Below are 20,082 nucleotides of genomic sequence, written 5' to 3' on the forward strand. Positions count from 1 at the left end.
TTAGCCTGACAAAACATCAGAAGATTTACATCTGTGAAACTCAAGGAGTTAAAACAACTTCTTGCCCTCAGACAAGCGTGAAAAATTGCAGGCTATACATTTACTTGCTCAAAGTCTCGGCAACCATTGGCAAGGAATTGAAAAGACTCCTAGATTTTGTGGTGGAGAATTGCATTGCTAAAACTCGTATTCCCCTTTGGGTACTTGTGGAAGCTTGTCGTCTTATACCAATTCTGTATGAAGATGCGCCAAACTAAATAAGAAACGAACCGCAAAGGGCGCAAAGAACGCAAAGAAAGAAGCCAAGAGAATTTAGCGCAGCCTCACAAAGAAATAGTATTAGATTCGTGTGGTACGTCCAGTCACTTAAAAGGGTTTTCATGGAACACACAAATCCTAGAGTTATCAAGTATACGTTGCAACAATTCTTCTAACAGTAGTTTCCTTCTCTGGTATATGTGTATTTAAAAACATTTTTAATTATTGTCCAGAGAGTTAGACTGTTTTATTTATACACGAAAAAGCGCTTGAGGTTTTGCTCACTCAAGCGCTTTCTCGTAAAAGCTTATACCAACTCACTCGTTTGATGCAACATTTGAAATCTGCAACACTCCCTGAGGAGGGAGTATTACGGGGATAACTTGTGACAAACATGTTGTGAAATGGTATCACTCCTTGCACTAACTAAGAATATCTCTTTTGCAAGAATACCGGGGATCTGGTGAGTGACAGTTTATGAACTGAACACTAGTTAAAAACGACTCACCATGAATAGTAATTAAGAAGACTAAGCACGATTGTAGCAATTTTCTAAGTATAGTATAAAAACTTATACTTTATTAGTGGTAGATGTAGCCCAACCTAAGCATCGCCTACCACTAAGTGCAGTATCAAAATGTGCAGCAATTTGTCGCATTAATAGCTCAAATTATCCGACAAATTAATCGCTATCGAGTCAGCCAGAGAAGTCTTGAATACTGGCATCGAAGGGATTTTGACTTCAATAAGTTATCACTTACTATATTGATAGAAGTATCCTTTAGAGAATGGCAACTCAAGAACAAATCTTCGACTCAAGCAGATTGAAAAGTTTCGGTTGGGTATCTTCTATTTCTTAGCAAACGGTAACATCCAATTCTTCCGCATAGTGTAGGTCGTTACTTCCTTTATGGAAGCAAAACATAGCTTTTTTACCGACGATTACCGCGATGTTCAAAACGATTTCGTATGTTTCTATAAAAACAACCGAGGCGGATTATAGGTAAGATTTAAAGATTTATCATGTCTGTGTCTTATCTAGATAGACATTTCGCCCCTAGCTAAAAAGCTGTTCGCCTACGAGCAGACACCTTAACCTGGCGTCTAGGTGTGTGGTAAGATTGCCTGGAACAGGGCTTTTATCTGAGTTGAAGTCTCGTATAAATTGTCAAGGTCAAGCTGACCGATGATTAACTCCCATGATACTTTTCCTATGGATTTGGAAAATATACAACAAGGCTGGTGAAAGACTAAGTGGAATTTGTAGATGAATATCTAGGATTTGTTACCAAACTTAACCAACTTCCCACAATTTTGACTTTTATTTGACTTCTAGGATAGACACATGAACGATAAGCTGATGCTGATGATTCCAGGCCCTACGCCGGTGCCAGAAGCTGCCTTACTGGCATTAGCCAAGCATCCGATTGGACACCGTACTAGTGAATTTAGCAACATATTGGCAGAGGTGACAGAAAACCTCAAGTGGCTGCATCAAACTCAAAGTGATGTGCTAACGCTAAATGTCAGTGGTACGGGTGCTGTAGAAGCGGGAATAATTAATTTTCTTTCTCCAGGCGATCGCATTTTAGTTGGTTCTAATGGTAAATTTGGTGAACGCTGGGTAGAAATCGGTCAAGCCTACGGTTTGAATGTAGAAGAAGTTAAGGTGGAATGGGGAAAACCCTTAGACCCCGCAGTATTCGCCGAAAAACTCCAAGCAGATACCCAAAAGCAAATCAAAGCCGTAATCATTACCCACAGCGAAACCTCGACGGGTGTGTTGAATGACTTAGAAAGCATCAACCGCCACGTTAAAGAACACGGTGAAGCTTTAATTATCGTTGATGCCGTCACTAGCTTGGGTGCGTTCAATCTACCCGTGGATGCTTGGGGTTTGGATATCGTCGCCTCCGGTTCCCAAAAAGGTTATATGATTCCGCCGGGATTGGGTTTTGTCTCTGTCAGCCCTAAAGCTTGGGAAGCTTACAAAAGTGCGAAGCTACCGAAATATTATTTGGACTTAGGCAAATATCGCAAAGCCACAGCCAAAAATACAACTCCATTTACTCCACCTGTGAACTTGATCGTAGCGTTACATACCACGTTACGAATCATGAAAGAGGAAGGCTTGGAATCAATCTTTGCTCGACATGAACGGCTCAAAAATGCTACCCGCGCCGCCATTAAAGGATTAAATTTACCCCTGCTTGCAGCAGATAATTCCGCTAGTCCGGCGATTACGGCTGTAGCACCACAGGGAATTGAACCAGATAAGATTCGGTCATTGATGAAAAAACGCTTTGATATAGCTTTAGCCGGTGGTCAAGACCATTTGAGTAACAAAATTTTCCGCATTGGTCACTTGGGTTTTGTAAGCGATCGCGATATCCTTAGCTGTATAGCATCCTTAGAAGTTACTCTCTCAGAGCTTGGCTACGAAGATTTCACTCCTGGTTCTGGTGTAGCAGCAGCAGTTAGAGTGTTTACACAATAGTTGTTAGTCATTTGCAAAGGACAAATCAAAAAAGCGAGTTGATAATTTAACTCGCTCTTTTGATTTGTATATATATGAGTGGAAACCGCCAGAGTCAACAAAGCTATATATCAACCTTTGCATAAGGTAGAGTTGATGTGACATGCCTCAATTCTCCTAAATAACACCAAGTTGCCCTAGATAGTATTATTTGCTCTAAAGAAAGTCGCCCAGTGTCTTTGACACCAAACAAGACTAACTTCGGCAACTTAGTATCATACCAAATTGGCATAAATAGTATTGTTTGAGATTCCGGTAATAGGCATTTGCTAGAAACTTTTAATCCAAAACCCAAAATCTAAAATCCAAAATTGGTATAACCTATGCCGTCTCCAGCCAATCATAAATTTGTTCTAATTGGTCTAGAGTAATCAACCCATACTGCCAAAGAATCATTGCCAAAGGACCTGGGTCTTGCTCCCGATGCCGAAGCGCCAGCGCCAGTGATGCTGTGGAAATTGCCAAATCTTCTTGCAAAAAATGAATCAGTCGAGAATATTTTGATGGTGACATTTGTACCTCACCTCCTTGTGCAGAATGTATTGTCATATATCAGTTCACCATTGCTTGGTAGACAGTAGCCAGTATTTCATTTGTCACTATGCCGTTATCGGCCATACACCCTAAGTTTTTTTGAGCTGCCTTTAAGTGAGGCAATTCATAAAGGATCTGAGAAATAAGAATTTTCGTATAAATAATCTACTCGATTCTCAAGCAGTATTTTTACTTAATTCAATTGGCTTTATCTTGTTTACTTTTGTGTCTTATTTAATTACACAGGTACTAACAAAGATTCCATAGCCTATACTCTCTTATTGGCGACTATTTACACTTACGCCCAAGGGAATATTTTTACAACCAAACCTTAAGACTGTGATTTCAGGTTGGAGACAGTAGAATTTTACATTATTACCACAGTTTTTAAATAGTAGCGTTACAAGTGACTGTTTTACCAGCTAAAGTGACATTTTTTACAGAAAAAACATATATTTCGACCGTATAGGTTCTCAACCGAGAAACCACCTAAATTTGTCTCGCCGCAAAGCACCAGAGTCTCAAAGCTCAATTTTGACAATATCCCCCACTTTCAGCTTCAATTCGGCAGCTCTTCCAGAACGAAGTTCAATTACCTTATCGATTGGTGTCCTGGGGCCATAGGTAGGACAAGGCTCACTTGCACAAGGGGGGGCAGCAGCCTGAATATATTTAACTACACCTTTATGTAGAAATACCATATCCAGAGGTACAGGTACATTTTTCATCCAGAAACTGACTGGTTGTGCCGAAGGAAATCCAAACAGCATCCCTCGGTCATCTGGCAAAGCTGGTCGATACATCAAGCCCATCGCTTGCTGTTGTGGGGTCTGCGCCACCTCTAATTTAATCGTTGTGCCATTAGGAACAATGGCTTTAGCAGAAATTGGTAGTGTTTGACCTAAACTCTCTGGTGCTGGAGTTTGAGAACCAGACGTGAGGCCAGGAGGTTTAGCTGTTGTTGGCATAGAACAACCCATCAGGAAAATACTCAGCAACATCGAGAGCAAACTTAGCCGACGAGTCATATAGTTTTTCGATTTTGTAATTTAGACTTCAATTTTACAGTGTTGTAGGCAGAAAAACCTCTTGGATGGGAGACAGCAGCTCCCAAATGTGCATTCTCTGTTTGAGACTGGGAACAAGGCAAGGAGGTAGAAAACTTCCGCTACAGTATACTAGGATTCTCTTAAAACGTACCCTACACCGCGTACTGTCTGAATGAGGCGCTTTTGACCTTCATCTTCGATTTTTAAGCGTAAGTAACGGATGTACACTTCAATTACATTTGACTCACCGAGAAAGTCGTAACCCCAAACATTTTCTAGAATTTGTTCGCGGGTTAACACCTCACGGGGATGTTCCATTAAGAATTTTAATAGTTCAAATTCCTTCATTGTCAAGTCAATTGGTCTTCCGTTGTGTATGGCACGGCGAGTTGCTATGTCTAAAATTAAATCCCCGAAGCGTAATTGCTCCGTGGTATCGACATCGGGTTTTAAGTAGAGGCGAATCAACTTTAAAAAGTCTTCTGAGCGGTAAGGCTTGAGGATATAATCATCGGCTCCAGCTTCTAGACAAGCTACCCGATCATCGACTGTATCTCTTGCCATTAAAATCAAAACAGGCGATCGCAGACCATTGCCTCTCAGATTTTTGCACAATGAAAGTCCTGATTCCCCTGCTAGCATCCGGTCTAAAACAATTAAAGCAGGCTGGCGATCGCGACAGTGTTGTAAACCATGCGCTGCATCATGAGCCACAATTGATTCATAGCCAGCTTCTTGCAAATCGCAAGAAAGCTGATTTGCAAGGCTCTCATCGGTTTCAATCACCAAAACACAGGGACTTTGAGCAACTGTCATAACAATTTAGGATATTGGATTTGGGATTGTAAAGATATTCCAGAGAAAATCTTTACATCAGTTATAAAGTGCAATTACGAGTTTTTAATAATCGATCAATCTGATTTGACACGCTGCTAAGGATCTTTTAGCACGTTCAGGTGTCAGCCATCGAATTCCTGGATGCAATCTTAATAACTAGGGCATTGGGCATGGGTAAAGAACAATCACCAATTCCCAATAGACATCTTTGCGAATTAACCTCTAAGCCTTATAAGTCAGAGGATTAAAGCGTAACTTACGGATAGGTTTAATCCCCAATGCCCAATGCCTAATACCCACTTGCCCTGAGTTTCGACTACGCTCAACTACCGCGAAGCCGTTCGCGTAGCGTCTCGCAGAGAAGGGATACCCAATACCCAATAACTATGGTAATTCTACCGAAGTTGGTTTGGCGATATGTGGCAAACCCCACCCTAATTTTTCTCGCAAAATTCGGAAAAACTCAGGTGGTTGCAGGCGAATAAATCGGACGCTATATTGCGATCGCTCCATATATACTCGGTCTTCTGGTAAAATATAGCACCCACCATTACCATCTACTACCATCACCAGCCGAGGAATATTGACTGGGTAGATATTGACTGATTCAGTATCTGGGAATACCAATGCTCTAGAAGCTAGGGAATGAGGACAAATGGGTACTAGTTGTAAAGCAGGTACACCAGGAGTCACCACTGGGCCACCAGCACTCAATGAGTAAGCTGTAGAACCAGTAGGTGTAGAAACAATCACACCATCGGCTGCAATATCTACTGGCGCATGACGCCCTATGGCAATTTCAAAATGGCACATAGAGGTCAGAGGTTCCCGATGCAGCACCATTTCATTCAAGCAGAGGGCTTCCCATAGTACTGAATCTCCCCGAAACACTTTGACGGTGAGCATGGCTCGTTCTTCAATTTCGTACTCACCCGCCATCGCCTGTTCTAATGCTTGAGGCAATTGATTCAGGAAAGTTTCTGTCAAAAATCCCATGTGGCCGGTATTCACTGTTAGCAGTGGAATACCACAGGGAGCTACTTGACGAGACGCTGCTAAAACAGTGCCGTCTCCTCCTAACACCACTGCAAACTTCATATCTGAGTCAAAACCAGGGGGTGTTAGACCGTCAAGGGGGGTGTGGCAAACAGGACTCTCCGGGTTGGGGTAGCCCAATATTCCACCGATACTCGATGTGATACATACATTCCAACCGGCTGCGGTTAGCTTGTCTTTCAACTCGATAGCGACACGGCCCGCTATCGGTTTAACGTCATTGTAGATAATGCCTGCTTTCGGCACACTCAAATATCCAAGTTTAGGCGATGCTCTGTATTATGTAATCGTTACACATTTTTGGTCATGTAGTCATTAATCTAGAGTCAAATATCCAGAGTCTAGAGTTTTACGACTAATGTCTGTTTTGTAATGACTATTGACTATTGGCTTTTGAAGACTGTTTAAAAGGAGTTTTTTTAGGTTTCTGCTTTTTATTTTTATTTTTCTGATAGTCTACCTCTTTAAGCTTCTTCATGATTCGGCTGAAGTACTCTTGTAGATAGCTTTCTAAGGTTGTGGTTTGTTGCGGATCTAAGCCAAAGACTGTGTATACTTCATCCATTGAAGCATTTAACTGTTTACCACTAGCCAATACTTCTGTAAACGCTAGCCTGTCTGCTACGTTCCATCCCCACTGAAAGAATCGCATTATGCCCCGAACAGCACGCAGTAAATTTATTGGCATCCGCGTTACTCTGGCATCTTTTCCAGATAAGCGTTCGCACAGGTTGATGATTTCTTCTGCACTCCATGCACGAGTACCAACTACAGGAAAAGCTTGATTTTCCGTTTCTGGTACACTTAATGCTCGGATAGCAAACTTAGCAATATCCTGTGTGTCCATATAGGCTATGGGAGAAGAATTCCCTGTTACCCAAACTGGCTGTCCTTCCAAAATGGGAATCCCGTACTGACCGATTAACCCTTGCATAAACCCAGCTAGCCGCAAGATGGTATAATTCAAGCCTGACTCAGCCAAGAAGAGTTCTGTACATCGCTTAATTTCCATTAACGGCACTTCGGGATATTTATCAGCATCTAAAATCGAAAAAAAGATAAAACGCTCTACACCCGCAGCTTTTGCTGCTTGAATCAATGCTACTTTCCCTTCCCAGTCCACTTGTTTGATGCTCAGTGAATCTGTAGGGCGAGATGTCGACGCATCAATAACTTGGGTTACATCAACTAAAGCTTCCGCTAAGGTATCGGGATAACGCAAATTTCCGGGGACGAGTTCTGCACCCCATTCTTTGAGAAAAGCTGCTTTTTTACTGCTACGGACAAGACAGCGTACTTTATATCCCTCATCGATAGCACGACGAGCCACTTGTCTTCCTAAGGTGCCAGTGGCACCGACGATTAATAATGTCATGAGGGTTGTAATAAATTTTAATGTTTTATGAAAAGAATGTTATCAGAATAACCTATGCAAACAAAAGTTTACATCTTTTCTCAGAAAATCAATTTATTTTAGAGAGATTTATGAGAAGATGGCTGTCCGGTTAAGGCACAAGCTTTTTTCTCATTTCCATGAAAAAGGGAATGGGAGTAAGCGGTTCTCGGTTGAGTGAGGTAGAAGAACCCCACCCCAACAACCTCCCCGTCTTCGAGAGGGGACTATGATGTACCTAAATATAATTAGGAAAGGCTATAACTCTTAACTCCTAACTCAGGACTCGATTATTCTTCTCCGCCTTGAATTTTCAGTAACAATGCGCCTAAGGCCCAGCCCACGAAGATTAAACCGAAAGACAATAGAGCTGCATTCAAAATTTCGCCGCCCATTAGTGTGATTCTCCTTATGCAAAGTGGTGTGTAAACTAGGTCTGCCAGAAGCTTTTCAATAGTTGCTGTAGGATTAGACCTGTGTAAATAATTTTAAACTACTTTAGCAGGTAATCCCTATTGGTTTGAGGGGCAATCCCTACTATTGGAAGAGGGGGAAATGGGGAAATTGGGAAAATTTGATAATAATAATTATGAAGAGATTTTATGTATCAAAATAATCAAGGTAATTTAATAAATTTTGTAAAAGAAAATCGTCCGCGTTTGGCGCTGACGCTGGGAGATCCGGCGGGAATTGGGCCAGAGGTGATTTTGAAAGCTTTAGCAGATTCGGAAATTCGTCAAAAATATGACGTTACAGTGGTGGGCAATGGGGATTTGCTGGCATCGACTTATCGCAAACTGAGTTTAGCTGAGAATTTAGCATCTTTGGCAAATCCAGAGGAGTTGTCAGTCAGTGATGTGCAATTGGATGGGAAAATTAAAGATGAAATTATCCCAGGAATAGGTAATGCGGCGAGTGGTGCGGCTAGTTTTGCCTATATGGAATATGCGATCGCACAAACACTCGCTGGGAAATTTGATGGTATTGTCACAGGGCCGATCGCTAAATCTGCTTGGAAAGCCGCAGGCTATAATTATCCAGGGCAAACGGAACTTTTGGCACAAAAATCTGGTGTTGACCGTTTTGGAATGTTATTTGTAGCGCGATCGCCTCATACTAATTGGACACTCCGCGCTTTACTTGTTACCACACATATTCCCCTGCGTCAAGTAGCTGATGTGTTGACACCGCAGTTGTTGACACAAAAACTGGATTTGCTGGTGGAGTGTTTAGAGAAAGATTTTGGTATATATAGAGGGAGAATTGCGATCGCAGGTTTGAATCCCCACAGTGGCGAACAGGGACAATTGGGACATGAAGAACAGGATTGGTTAATTCCCTGGTTGGAGCAAGAGCGGCAAAAACGACCACAATTACAGCTAGATGGGCCAATACCGCCAGATACGATGTGGGTTAAACCTGGTCAAGCTTGGTATGGAAATTCTTTAATACAAAATCCGGCTGATGGCTACTTGGCACTTTATCACGACCAAGGCTTAATTCCTGTGAAGCTGATGGCGTTTGATCGGGCAGTTAATACTTCTATTGGTCTTCCTTTCGTTCGGACTTCACCAGATCACGGAACAGCCTTTGATATTGCGGGTAAGGGAATTGCTGATGCTACGAGTATGAAAGCAGCTATACATTTAGCAGCTGAGTTGGTTAGTCAAAGATTGGCTAAGAAAAATTATCAATAGCCTACACGGAGAAGGGCTGGGGGAGAGATCAAATAGGCTTGTCGAACTCACGTTAATAGAGTAATAGACTTGTCGCTTTATAAAAAAATTGGTGTGTGGAACCCTTGCTCTGCCTAGCTTGAAAAATCCAAAAACCTTATTAGGCGACAACTCTAATGAGTATTTGATATTCGTGAATGAGCCTTTGATACTCGTGAATGAGCCTTTGATACTCGTGAATGAGTCTTTATTTCTTGTAGAGGAGACAACACGCTGCTAAAATAGCATTCTCAAGTAGCAGTGCGAAAACAAGACAGTAGATTATTGAGTAGCGATACCTGCGGCGAGCTTCTCTCCGAAAGTCTCCGCCAAGACGAACGCTAGTGTATGCATCGGTAGAGAGTGGTTTAATAATACTTAACAACACACAGTGGATTCCCCAGTCTTTGCATATCTTAAGCTAAAAAAGTCGTGCCAAACGCCTTTGTCCTAGTTGGGCGAAAATTTGGTAGCGTCCACCTACGGTTTGACCGTGCATTAAACTCAGCCTTTTATATCATGTCCGCCAAATTACCCATAATAAAAGAACCCCACCCCCAACTCCTCCCCGCTCTTCGGGAGGGGAGACAAAGCACAGCTTTGGCGGGGTGGGGTGATTCGGGTTTAATAAGCAATCAGGCGGACATGATATTACCTGCAATTACTCACTCACTGATTTTGTTAATCTTGATTTTTGCATAAAATAAAGTGCTAATTGGGGAATTGGGAATTGGGCATTAGGAGTGCTGTTAGCGGAAAGCTAAGGTTTAGCCCGTGCTGAGTTGAGAGTTAAGAGTTTTGTTTGTCCCCTTGTCCCCTCATCTCCCTGCTCCCCTGCTCCCCTGCTCCCCTGCTCCCCTGCTCCCCTGCCTCCCCTGCTCCCCCTGCTTCCCCTGCTTCCCACTCTCAATTTTTAAATTATGAGTTTGAGTCTGTGCATGATTGTGAAAAACGAAGCCGCAACACTGCCTAAATGCCTGAACAGTGTAAGAAATGTGGTGGATGAAATGGTAGTGTTGGACACAGGCTCAATTGATCGCACTCCCAATATTGCCAAACAACTCGGTGCAAAAGTCCATCATTTTAAATGGTGTAATGATTTCAGTGCTGCTCGCAATGCAGCTTTAAAATATGTTACTGGTGATTGGATTTTGGTATTAGATGCTGATGAAACTCTGGCTCCAGCAATTGTACCGCAGTTGCAAGAGGCGATCGCTAGAGAGGAATACCTGCTAATCAACCTCATGCGCCAGGAAGTTGGTGCAGAACAATCTCCCTATTCTCTGGTTTCTAGGCTATTCCGCAATCATCCAGACATTCGTTTTGACCGTCCTTATCATGCTTTAGTAGATGATAGTGTGGCAGCAATTTTAACCAAAGAACCTGATTGGCAAGTAGGTTATTTACCTGGGGTTGCACTTGTACACACAGGATATCAAAAAAGTGCGATCGCTCAAAATAACAAATATGCCAAAGCCGCTACAGCAATGGAAGGGTTTCTCGCAACTCATCCTGATGACCCCTATGTTTGCAGTAAATTAGGGGCATTGTATGTGGAAACGGGGAAAATTACCCAAGGTATGGAGTTACTGAGACGAGGTATCACTGTTGCTGAAGAGAACTACGATATTTTATATGAACTCCACTATCATTTAGGCATTGCCTACAGTCGGTTAAAAAAATCCCCACAGGCTATTTCTCACTATCAAGCTGCCATCAAATTGCCAATTTACCCGATGCTCAAACTAGGAGCATACAACAACTTGGGTAACTTACTCAAAGCAGCAGGAGATTTCAACGGTGCGAAAACTGCTTATGCCACAGCTTTGAAAATTGATCCTACTTTTGTTTTTGGACATTATAATTTGGCGATGACATTTAAAGCTTTGGGTTTATTTACAGATGCGATCGTATATTATCAACATGCAATCACCTTAAATCCCAACTATGCCGAAGCTTATCAAAATTTGGGTGTAGTGTTGCTGAAAATTGGCAATCATCAAGATAGTTTAACAGCTTTTAAAAAAGCGATCGCTCTTCATGAAAGATATAATCCCGAAGAAGCGAAGAGACTGCGCCAAGGGTTGCAGGAAATGCAGTTAATGTAGAGGTGAGGGGCATTGGGAATTGTGAATTGACATTATTATCAATATTTTAGGGGTTCGGATGAGTCAAAGTATTGATGAACGGATACGCTGGACAAGTGCAGACTTAGAGTTGTTCCCAGATAACGGTAATCGCTACGAAATTATTGATGGGGAATTATTTGTGACTAGGGCACCCCATTGGGGACATCAAAAAGCTACTGGTAATATTTATGCAGAATTAAGAGGTTGGTCGCTCTCAACAGGTCTTGGTGAAGCTGTTCCTAATCCAGGAATTATTTTTAGTGATGCAGATAATGTTATTCCTGATGTGGTTTGGCTAAGTAAAGAACGCCTCGCCACTTTACTTGATAATGAAGGACATTTAACCGGAGCGCCAGAATTGGTTGTAGAAGTACTTTCCCCTGGAGTTCAAAACGAGCGACGCGATAGGGAAGTCAAGCTAAAATTATATGCTTCTAGAGGAGTTCAAGAATATTGGATTTTAAACTGGCAATTACAACAGGTTGAGGTGTATCGCCGAGAAAAAGCAGTTCTGAAATTAGCGGCAACATTATTTGCAATAGATGACCTCTCTTCACCTCTGTTACCAAATTTTGTTTGCACTGTAGCGCGGTTGTTTGTGTAAATACGCAAAACTTCAAAAACTTTAAGCTGGAAACACAAAACATCAGACTGGAGTATAGTTAAATATAGTTAAGTTAACTGTATTGACTTATAGTATCAAGACTTGCCTCCCCTAGTTTTCCCCGATTGTTACCTAATCTAAAAATACCAACCCAAAAGTTAAAATCAAAACTTTTGGCGGTATCAAACTTTTCATTATCTTATGAATGAAAAGACAAAGTTATTTCGTATATTTTGTTCATATTCGGTGATGTCGGCAGCATAATTGCCTTCACGGGCATAACTTTTTCAAGAATATGACAACGTAGATGCAATAAGTATCTGAGGAAGTAATACCTATGCTTGAAACCCATCTTATCCACACCGAAGCTGATTATCGTGCTGCACTTGATGAAATTGAAAGATTGTTTGATGCAGAACTTAATACACCAGAGTTTGACCGCTTGGAAGTTTTAACTACGCTTGTGAAAGCATACGAGCAAAGGCATTACCCAATCGAAGCACGAGATCCTATTGAAGCAATCTTATATTGTCTTGAATCCCGTGAGTTGTTTTTAGATGACATAGAGCCAATGAAACAAGCGATGTTTTGTTAAAAACCTCTGGAACTTGAGCTTCGGAACACGGAATTTAAGCTTCAGAACACGGAACTTGAGGTTTAAAAATGAACTCCACCCGTTCTGAGTTGAAAAGGTGGAGTTAAAAAGTTGAAGAGTTAGATAAATGCTCCTCACAAATGACAAATACTTCGACTTCGCTCAGTACAAGTGACAACTGACAAATGACAAAGAACTAAATACGCGACTTGACAAATTTCTCTAATCTATCCATTCCCTTTTCAATGGTTGCCATATCTGTGGCGTAAGAAAGGCGAATATTGTCATCAGCGCCAAAGGCAATTCCGGGAATGACTGCAACTTGATGTTCTTCCAGCAAAGCGTCACAAAATTCTAGAGATTTTAGACCAGTTTTGCTGATATCAGGGAACAGATAAAACGCACCATCTGGTTTTGCAGTACTCAATCCCGGAATGGCGTTGAGTCTGTCTAGCATTACCTGTCGGCGTTTGGCGAAAGCTTGGCGCATTTCTTCGACGCAATCTTGAGGACTTTGTAGCGCAGCGATCGCACCATATTGGGCAAAGGTACACACGTTAGATGTACTATGACCTTGAATGGTACTAGCTGCTTTAATGATTTCCACTGGCCCCGCTAAATAACCAAGTCTCCACCCAGTCATAGAATAAGCTTTTGCAAACCCATTACTAATCAAAGTGCGGTCAAAAATTTCCTTCCCAAGAGAACCAATGCTGATATGTTCTGCACCGTCGTAGAGGATCTTTTCGTAAATCTCATCAGAGACAACAAAGATATCTGCATCAACTACTACCTGCGCCAGTGCTTTAATTTCATCTGGCGTGTAAACCATCCCTGTGGGATTAGATGGAGAGTTGAGGATAAATAACTTTGTCTTCGGCGTGATTGCTTTACGAAGTTGTTCGGGAGTAATTTTATAACCCGTCGTTGCATCTGTTGGGACAATTACCGAAACCCCGCCGACCAAAGTCACCATTTCGGGATAACTTAGCCAGTAGGGTGCGGGGATAATTACCTCATCACCTGGATCGATTAGCGCCACGATTAAGTTGTACAGAGAATGCTTACCGCCATTGGTGACGATGACATTCTCAGACTTGTAATCAAGACCGTTATCAATTTTAAGCTTGTGGGCGATCGCTTCCCTTAACTTTGGTTCTCCAGCTGCTGCACCATACTTGGTTTTGCCTTCTTCCAAAGCTTTTACTGCTGCGGCTTTAATATGCGCTGGGGTATCAAAATCTGGTTCTCCAGCGCTAAAACTACAAACATCTATTCCCTCTGCCTTCAGTGCCTTAGCCTTGGCTGCGATCGCTAAGGTTAATGAAGGTGTAACCTGACTTACTCTTGCTGCCAGCTTCATTCTTACTATTTTTGGCAAATCTTTCACTTATCTAAGGATATCCCAGAATTCCTACCAAGATTTGCTTTTTCTGAATTCTTGAGAATTGGGGATTGGGGAGCAGGGGAGCAGGGGAGCAGGGGGTAGAGGAGAAATTGCAGTAAGTTTTTCCCCTCTGCATCTTTTCATGACCAATACTTCGACTACGCTCAGTACAAGTGACCAATGACAAATGACTCCGCAAACCAGTTTGATTCTTGACTCTTAAACATGTATCGTATATAACTTTATTTTTAGTGAAAACTAACTGTTTTTATGCAGATTAAGAAACTGTTAATTGCATCTTCTCTGCTAATTACTGGTCTTTTTATACCTAGTGCTGCCATTGCTCAAAATCGCGGTACTCCGGGTAAATTTGATTTTTATGTACTGACACTTTCTTGGTCGCCAGATTATTGTGCGGCAAATGGTAGCCGTGACCCGCAGCAATGCGGTTCTGGAAGGAAACTCGGTTTTGTACTACATGGTTTGTGGCCGCAGTACCAAGCTGGTTATCCAGCTAATTGTTCCACGCAAAAATTACCGTCGGAAGTAAAGCGACGGTTTCCTGATTTGTATCCTAGTAATAAACTTTACGATCATGAATGGGAAAAACATGGTACTTGTTCGGGGAAAACTCCTGCGGAATACTTAGCATTGAGTAAAAAATTAAAAGATGCGATCGCTGTTCCCGCAGCTTACAATCGCCCTAATAAACCCGTGCGTACCACAATTACAAATTTTAAAAATTCATTTGTGAGTGCTAATAATAAAATTAATGCTGATGGTATAGCACCTTTTTGTTCTGGTTCAGGAAGATTTTTGCAAGAAGTCTTCTTTTGTTATTCCAAAAACGGTGAACCTGGTATTTGTAGCGCCGAGATTTTGAAGCGATCGCAAAAAAGTTGTGGCCAGCCAGATTTCTTACTGAGAAACGTTAGATAAAAATGGGGCATGGGGCATTGGGCATGGGGAAGAGGCAGAGGGGCAGAGGGGAAAGACTTACTGCAACTTCTTTCTTGCTCCCCTGCTCCCCACTCCTTGCTCCCTAAGCGATCGTCACATCTGGCGATAAATAAACATCTTGAATGGTATGAAATAGCTTCACACCTTCCTCAAAAGGACGTTGGAAAGTCTTTCGCCCAGAAATTAATCCTGAACCACCAGCACGTTTGTTAATTACGGCGGTGCGTACTGCTTCTGCGAAGTCATTTTTACCAGTCGCGCCACCAGAGTTAATCAGCCCTACACGCCCAGAATAGCAATTCAGTACTTGGTAACGAGTTAAATCAATTGGGTGATCGGTTGTCAAATCTGTGTAAACCCGCTCATCAGTTTTGCCGTAACTTTTACCACTGGCTTTAGCAACTGCACCGTAACCATTGTTATTTTCTGGTAACTTTTGTTTAATAATGTCGGCTTCAATCGTCACACCCAAATGATTCGCCTGCCCGGTGAGGTCAGCAGCAAGGTGGTAATCTTTATCTTGTTTAAAAGCGTTATTCCGCAGATAACACCAAAGAATTGTTGCCATCCCTAATTCATGGGCGCGTTTAAAAGCTTTGCTGATTTCCTGAATTTGCCTGGTAGACTGCTCTGAACCAAAGTAAATCGTTGCACCTACAGCAGCGGCCCCTAAATTCCAAGCTTGCTCCACATCACCAAACAATACCTGGTCAAATTGATTGGGGTAAGTCAGCAATTCATTGTGATTGATTTTGGCAATAAAGGGTATTTTGTGGGCATATTTCCGTGATACAATTCCTAATACTCCCAAAGTGGTAGCAACAGCATTGCAATCTGCGGCGATCGCTAACTTGACAATATTTTCTGGGTCAAAGTAAATTGGATTGGGCGCAAAAGACGCACCAGCTGAATGTTCAATCCCTTGGTCTACTGGTAGAATCGACAGATAACCTGTATTTGCCAGACGACCAGTAGAGTAAAGTAGATGGATATTACGCAATACTTGAGGGTTGCGATCGCTGTTGAGCCAGATTCGATCTACAAAGTCTGGGCCCGGCAAATGTATTAAATCACGAGAAACTTTTGCTTTGTAGGTAAGCAGGTCTTCAGCCTCTTTACCTAAAAGTGATTCAATAGAATTAGCCTCTTTGAGCGTTGTAGTCATGATATTATCCTCAAAAATTGAGCAAATGACCCTGCTTTTAAGATAGCATTTTTAATACTGCTAACCTGGTTGTACGGTCATTAATTATGTGTATTCTTTTTGAATATATAGCAATCTTCTTTTATAAATGAAAACCAAAAGGCTGAGATTTTCCACTTGTTTCAAGAAGTCGGGAATCTTGTTGTGAATGATTAAGTAGGGCTATACTACCGGAAGTATTCAATCAACTTTCGGAATTGATATTTTCAACTTCATTTACCAACATCAAACAGTACAATCATACTATCTTCGGCTTCTAGCTGAAAATTTAAAACCCATCTTTCTCCGATTTGGGTAATAATTTTGAACAAAATAAATACAATTATATGAGTAAGTTTCAAATCGATATCGACTTCAGCAATATAGATTTAGCTTCCCTTGAGACAGAAGAAGATTTTCAAAGAGAGGCAAAATTTTTACTACCAAAAGCACTGGTCAAACTAGGTGAAAGTGTAGGTGAAAAAACTTGGGAAGAATTACAGCAAAAGCTGCAAGCAAGTGGAGGTAAACTCAAATCTTCACCAAGCGAGAAACGTAGATTTATTCAAGAAACCGGAAGAACTTATCAACGAAATGCCAGTAACAGAGAAAAACAAGAACTAGAAGAATATATAGTAGAGCAATTACGCCAGCATAAATAGTATTTGTCATCAGTTAAATTAGCGGACATTATTTAAATAAACCAACGGCGAATCAACTCCACCTGAAAACTATAGCCGTCGTCAACTTCCTCAATTAACTCACGTTGTAACAGCAAGTTGAAAGTAATATCAGCATCGGCGAACTGTTGCAACAGAGTTTGGCGGCTAACTATAGTCCCTTCCCCTTGAGCGGCGATAAAACGTAGAATAGCTTGTCCAGTCGCGTCTACTTGGTTGTTTTGAATGTCAGCAAAGAAAAAGCCACCGCTTTTCAAAGCTTGTGGTATTGCTGCTTTCACATCTGCTAAAGTTGCCAATCGCCGGATAGAGGGGTCTTGCTCGTTTTTGAGGACAATAATTTCCGCGCAGAGTAGTTGTACTAAAAATGGGTGACAACGGGTTAGTTGTAGCACCCGCTCAACGGCGTTGGGTTCATAGCGGAGAGTAAAATCTTTGACGGGACGTTCAATTAATTGTCGTGCTTCCGCTTCTTTGAGGTACGAGATATGAACTACTTGGACATTAATTAGATAACTAGCCCAGCGCTGATATTCTTCGATAGTATGAGAGCCAGCCAGCAAAACCTTGAATCGGGGACGATGTTGAATAAGGTGACGCAGCATACCCAAAACATCCTGTTCATCAAAGCGACCTTTGGCTATGGCGTTGTCTAGCACCTCGAATTCATCTAACGCTAGTAAGACAGTATTTTGTTCTAGAACGAGTTCTACTTTATCTAGCCATTCATAAAAATAGGTGAAGGGGTCAGATTCTAAAATTTCGCGGGGTAGGGACGGCAGAGTTAAACCTTGCTTTTTCGCTGACTTCTCCATCTCTCTAGCCAGATTGTAGAGAAAACCTGCATGGTCATTAGCTGATGAAGGTGCGCCTTGCAAGTCCACAAACATGGGAATGATGTTACTAGGTAGTAACTTTCCAATGTTATTGAGCAGGGAAGTTTTACCCATGCGTCGCTGACCATACAGTAGCAGAGGTGGGCGACGGCGATCGCGCAGTAGTTGCTCAATGCGTAAGCCGATGTCATCGCGTCCCGTGAAAATTTCTTGCTCTAATGTAATGGGATTCCCAGTAATGTAAGGCAAGTCAATTTCTTGGCGCAATTCAGTAATTTTAGCCAGTTCATCTATATACTTAGTTACTATCTCACGCCAACTTTTGATAATGGGATAGAAACGGACTGTGTATTTGTCGCTGCTACGAGCGAAATTCTGCAACTGTAGATTTAATTTATCTGCAACATCTCTGAGGAGTAAGCGTTGGTTATAAGTGCTTGCTTGATTGAGTGCAGCATCTACATTTTCACTGATACCGCTAAAGATTTCTAGTAGAGGGGTAACTTCACTCCTTAGTTCGTCAATTACCAGACTGCGATGAGCGTTACGAATAGCTTCCACATCGGTACAGCCTTGTAAACTGCGTGCATCCAGTTCAATTTGTGCAGCTTGAGCCGCCCAGCGCTGGGGGCTGGTAGTGAGATATTCTAAAGCAGCTTCGCTTTCAACTGGGTTATTTTCGATTATAAAAAGGAGATGTTTATCCAAACCAGGCAGATATAAACGCTGCCACTCATCCCAAAAGGCGGAGTGAAAGCGCAATAAACAAGGGCTTTTACCATTACGCCCTTTGTCTAATCTATAAAGCAAAGAATTCCAAAGAATGAGAAATGGAAAGGATAAAACAGGCCGCCATGAATTGATAGTGCCTCCCACGCCTGCCACGAAGACTACCGGCAAGCCTAGCACCACGCCTAGCACCAGCACCACGCGTCCCACCACGCCTACCCCCACGCCTCCCACCACGCCGAACGCTACGCCTACCACCACGCCGAACGCTACGCCTACCTCCACGTCGAACGCTACGCCTCCCTCCACGGCTACCCCCACGCCTACCCCCACGCCTCCCACCACGCTCAACAGCACGCCTACCGCCACGCCTACCGCCACGCCGAACGCTACGCGAAAAGCTATATTTGCGATTGGTTCACCCAATGCCCACACCACCAAGCCCAATAATAAGTTAGGCAGGATAGGTAAGATAAAGAATCCCTGGATGAACAGCCGCCACAGAGCAAGGTTTCGCCATCGCCCTTGGCTCAACAAGATAATCAGCGAGGAGTCGGTGTCTAAAATAGGGTCAATGCGCTTGAGATGGTTACGCCATGCTGAGGGGCGAAAAAAAAGCCAGAAAAGTAGTTGCAAGCTACCGAGTATTAAGTTGGGGTGCTGCTGGGGTGCATCGGTGTAGGCGTTGGGGGGTAGTTGTGGTGAAGTCAACGTTTTTGCACTCCTAGCGCGGTGTATAGCTTTCTCTCAAACCTAACCCCCAGCCCCTTCCCTACAAGAGAAGGGGAGCAAGACTTAAAGCCTCTCCCCGCTTGTCTGACGACAGGCTGACGCCAACGGGGAGAGGTTTGGAGAGGGGTTTCAAGAATAAGTTGCACATCGCACACTCCTATTTAATACTCGGCTTTGCTGAATCAGGATATTAAAGAACTTTATGCAAAGACGCAAAGAACAATTCATAGGTTAATTCAGCAACGCTAACTTTTCTTTCACTTTTTGAGAGTTTGCACCCCAGGATATGCCAGAATTTTGGCGTCAACAGTTAGTAACGGGCAATCGTAAATTCTGGTAGTGGCTACAATAACTTGGTCAAATGGATCTCGGTGAAAACCTGTGAGTTTGGTTGATTCAACAATAATTGGAATTGTCAGTTCGAGTAGTTGCACTCCTGGATAAGCTAAAGCTTCTGTTAACCACTCCTCAACTGGAGACGGTAGAGTTAGCTTGCCAATCTCTACCAATTTGGCAACTTCCCAACAAGACATTATGCTGATTCCTAATCCTTGGGATTCATATTGTTGCAGCCAGTTCTGATGTTGTTTGGTCAGTCTTGCATCACCTTGAACCCACCAAACCCATATATGGGTATCCAGTATAATCATTGCAAGGCTTCCCAATCTTCCAAAGGCACAGCAGGTTCAAAAGGATCGTCATAACGGTACGGTTGTTTGCCACGCAAAGGATACAAATTCGCTTCTTGAGGATGAGTGTGACTTTCTATAATGATAATTTCAACGGCTTCGCCAGCCTGAAACGGTAAATCCTCAAGAATCAAGGTTCCGTTTTTAGTTAACTTTGTTTCAATTCGGTGTGCTTTCATG

General features: G+C 42.4%; 19 protein-coding genes. 7 read left to right on the forward strand and 12 right to left on the reverse strand.

From position 1 onward, the window contains the following. Positions 1-1,603 precede the first annotated feature (1,603 nt). Positions 1,604-2,755: an alanine--glyoxylate aminotransferase family protein gene (locus tag RMX98_RS08185; protein ID WP_322679881.1), complete on the forward strand. Its 1,152-nt coding sequence runs from the start codon at positions 1,604-1,606 to the stop codon at positions 2,753-2,755. A gap of 103 nt (positions 2,756-2,858) precedes the next feature. Here RMX98_RS08185 and RMX98_RS08190 read toward each other — a convergent pair whose 3' ends face one another. The 7 genes from RMX98_RS08190 to RMX98_RS08220 form a co-directional block, all read right to left on the reverse strand. Further along, complete coding sequence (locus RMX98_RS08190) at positions 2,859-3,026, reverse strand: hypothetical protein (protein WP_322679882.1); 168 nt, start codon at positions 3,024-3,026, stop codon at positions 2,859-2,861. Positions 3,027-3,115: 89 nt separating this feature from the next. Next, positions 3,116-3,343: a DUF2949 domain-containing protein gene (locus RMX98_RS08195; protein WP_322679883.1), complete on the reverse strand. Its 228-nt coding sequence runs from the start codon at positions 3,341-3,343 to the stop codon at positions 3,116-3,118. A gap of 506 nt (positions 3,344-3,849) precedes the next feature. Then, entirely contained in the window at positions 3,850-4,356 is a 507-nt protein-coding gene (locus tag RMX98_RS08200) for a DUF192 domain-containing protein (RefSeq protein ID WP_322679884.1), read from the reverse strand. Positions 4,357-4,506: 150 nt separating this feature from the next. Then, a complete protein-coding gene (nblR, locus tag RMX98_RS08205; protein WP_322679885.1) occupies positions 4,507-5,193 on the reverse strand; it encodes a response regulator transcription factor NblR in 687 nt (228 codons plus the stop codon). Positions 5,194-5,598: 405 nt separating this feature from the next. Beyond that, entirely contained in the window at positions 5,599-6,516 is a 918-nt protein-coding gene (locus RMX98_RS08210) for an NAD(+) kinase (RefSeq protein ID WP_322679886.1), read from the reverse strand. 130 nt (positions 6,517-6,646) lie between these two features. After that, positions 6,647-7,645: an SDR family oxidoreductase gene (locus RMX98_RS08215; protein WP_322679887.1), complete on the reverse strand. Its 999-nt coding sequence runs from the start codon at positions 7,643-7,645 to the stop codon at positions 6,647-6,649. 308 nt (positions 7,646-7,953) lie between these two features. Then, on the reverse strand, positions 7,954-8,058 hold the full coding sequence (locus RMX98_RS08220; protein ID WP_322679888.1) for a PetM family cytochrome b6-f complex subunit 7: 105 nt from the start codon (positions 8,056-8,058) through the stop codon (positions 7,954-7,956). Between the two features lie 207 nt (positions 8,059-8,265). Between RMX98_RS08220 and pdxA the strand changes: the two genes are divergently transcribed. The 4 genes from pdxA (at position 8,266) to RMX98_RS08240 (ending at position 12,706) form a co-directional block, all read left to right on the forward strand. After that, on the forward strand, positions 8,266-9,360 hold the full coding sequence (gene pdxA, locus RMX98_RS08225; RefSeq protein WP_322679889.1) for a 4-hydroxythreonine-4-phosphate dehydrogenase PdxA: 1,095 nt from the start codon (positions 8,266-8,268) through the stop codon (positions 9,358-9,360). Between the two features lie 956 nt (positions 9,361-10,316). Continuing rightward, entirely contained in the window at positions 10,317-11,486 is a 1,170-nt protein-coding gene (locus tag RMX98_RS08230; protein WP_322679890.1) for a tetratricopeptide repeat protein, read from the forward strand. Positions 11,487-11,544: 58 nt separating this feature from the next. Next, the gene (locus tag RMX98_RS08235; protein ID WP_322679891.1) at positions 11,545-12,111 is read left to right on the forward strand and encodes a Uma2 family endonuclease; all 567 of its coding nucleotides are present in this window, start codon (positions 11,545-11,547) and stop codon (positions 12,109-12,111) included. 337 nt (positions 12,112-12,448) lie between these two features. Then, the gene (locus RMX98_RS08240) at positions 12,449-12,706 is read left to right on the forward strand and encodes a transcriptional regulator (RefSeq protein WP_322679892.1); all 258 of its coding nucleotides are present in this window, start codon (positions 12,449-12,451) and stop codon (positions 12,704-12,706) included. A gap of 196 nt (positions 12,707-12,902) precedes the next feature. On the opposite strand, the gene RMX98_RS08245 is transcribed toward RMX98_RS08240, so the two are convergent. Then, complete coding sequence (locus RMX98_RS08245) at positions 12,903-14,069, reverse strand: pyridoxal phosphate-dependent aminotransferase (RefSeq protein ID WP_322679893.1); 1,167 nt, start codon at positions 14,067-14,069, stop codon at positions 12,903-12,905. Between the two features lie 294 nt (positions 14,070-14,363). Between RMX98_RS08245 and RMX98_RS08250 the strand changes: the two genes are divergently transcribed. Further along, a complete protein-coding gene (locus RMX98_RS08250; RefSeq protein ID WP_322679894.1) occupies positions 14,364-15,032 on the forward strand; it encodes a ribonuclease T2 family protein in 669 nt (222 codons plus the stop codon). Positions 15,033-15,135: 103 nt separating this feature from the next. Here RMX98_RS08250 and RMX98_RS08255 read toward each other — a convergent pair whose 3' ends face one another. Continuing rightward, positions 15,136-16,218: a class I fructose-bisphosphate aldolase gene (locus tag RMX98_RS08255; protein ID WP_322679895.1), complete on the reverse strand. Its 1,083-nt coding sequence runs from the start codon at positions 16,216-16,218 to the stop codon at positions 15,136-15,138. 365 nt (positions 16,219-16,583) lie between these two features. Between RMX98_RS08255 and RMX98_RS08260 the strand changes: the two genes are divergently transcribed. Then, positions 16,584-16,898: a hypothetical protein gene (locus tag RMX98_RS08260; protein WP_322679896.1), complete on the forward strand. Its 315-nt coding sequence runs from the start codon at positions 16,584-16,586 to the stop codon at positions 16,896-16,898. Between the two features lie 32 nt (positions 16,899-16,930). Here RMX98_RS08260 and RMX98_RS08265 read toward each other — a convergent pair whose 3' ends face one another. From RMX98_RS08265 to RMX98_RS08275, 3 genes are all read right to left on the reverse strand, one after another. Further along, on the reverse strand, positions 16,931-19,192 hold the full coding sequence (locus tag RMX98_RS08265; RefSeq protein ID WP_409881324.1) for an AAA family ATPase: 2,262 nt from the start codon (positions 19,190-19,192) through the stop codon (positions 16,931-16,933). A 278-nt stretch (positions 19,193-19,470) separates the two neighbouring features. Then, entirely contained in the window at positions 19,471-19,863 is a 393-nt protein-coding gene (locus RMX98_RS08270; RefSeq protein ID WP_322679898.1) for a type II toxin-antitoxin system VapC family toxin, read from the reverse strand. Next, positions 19,860-20,081, reverse strand: coding sequence for a hypothetical protein (locus RMX98_RS08275; protein WP_322679899.1), 222 nt, complete (start codon positions 20,079-20,081; stop codon positions 19,860-19,862). The genes RMX98_RS08270 and RMX98_RS08275 overlap by 4 nt, the downstream gene beginning before the upstream one ends. Position 20,082: the final 1 nt, after the last annotated feature.

The organism is Nostoc sp. DedQUE02 (assembly GCF_034531035.1).
Lineage (GTDB): Bacteria > Cyanobacteriota > Cyanobacteriia > Cyanobacteriales > Nostocaceae > Nostoc.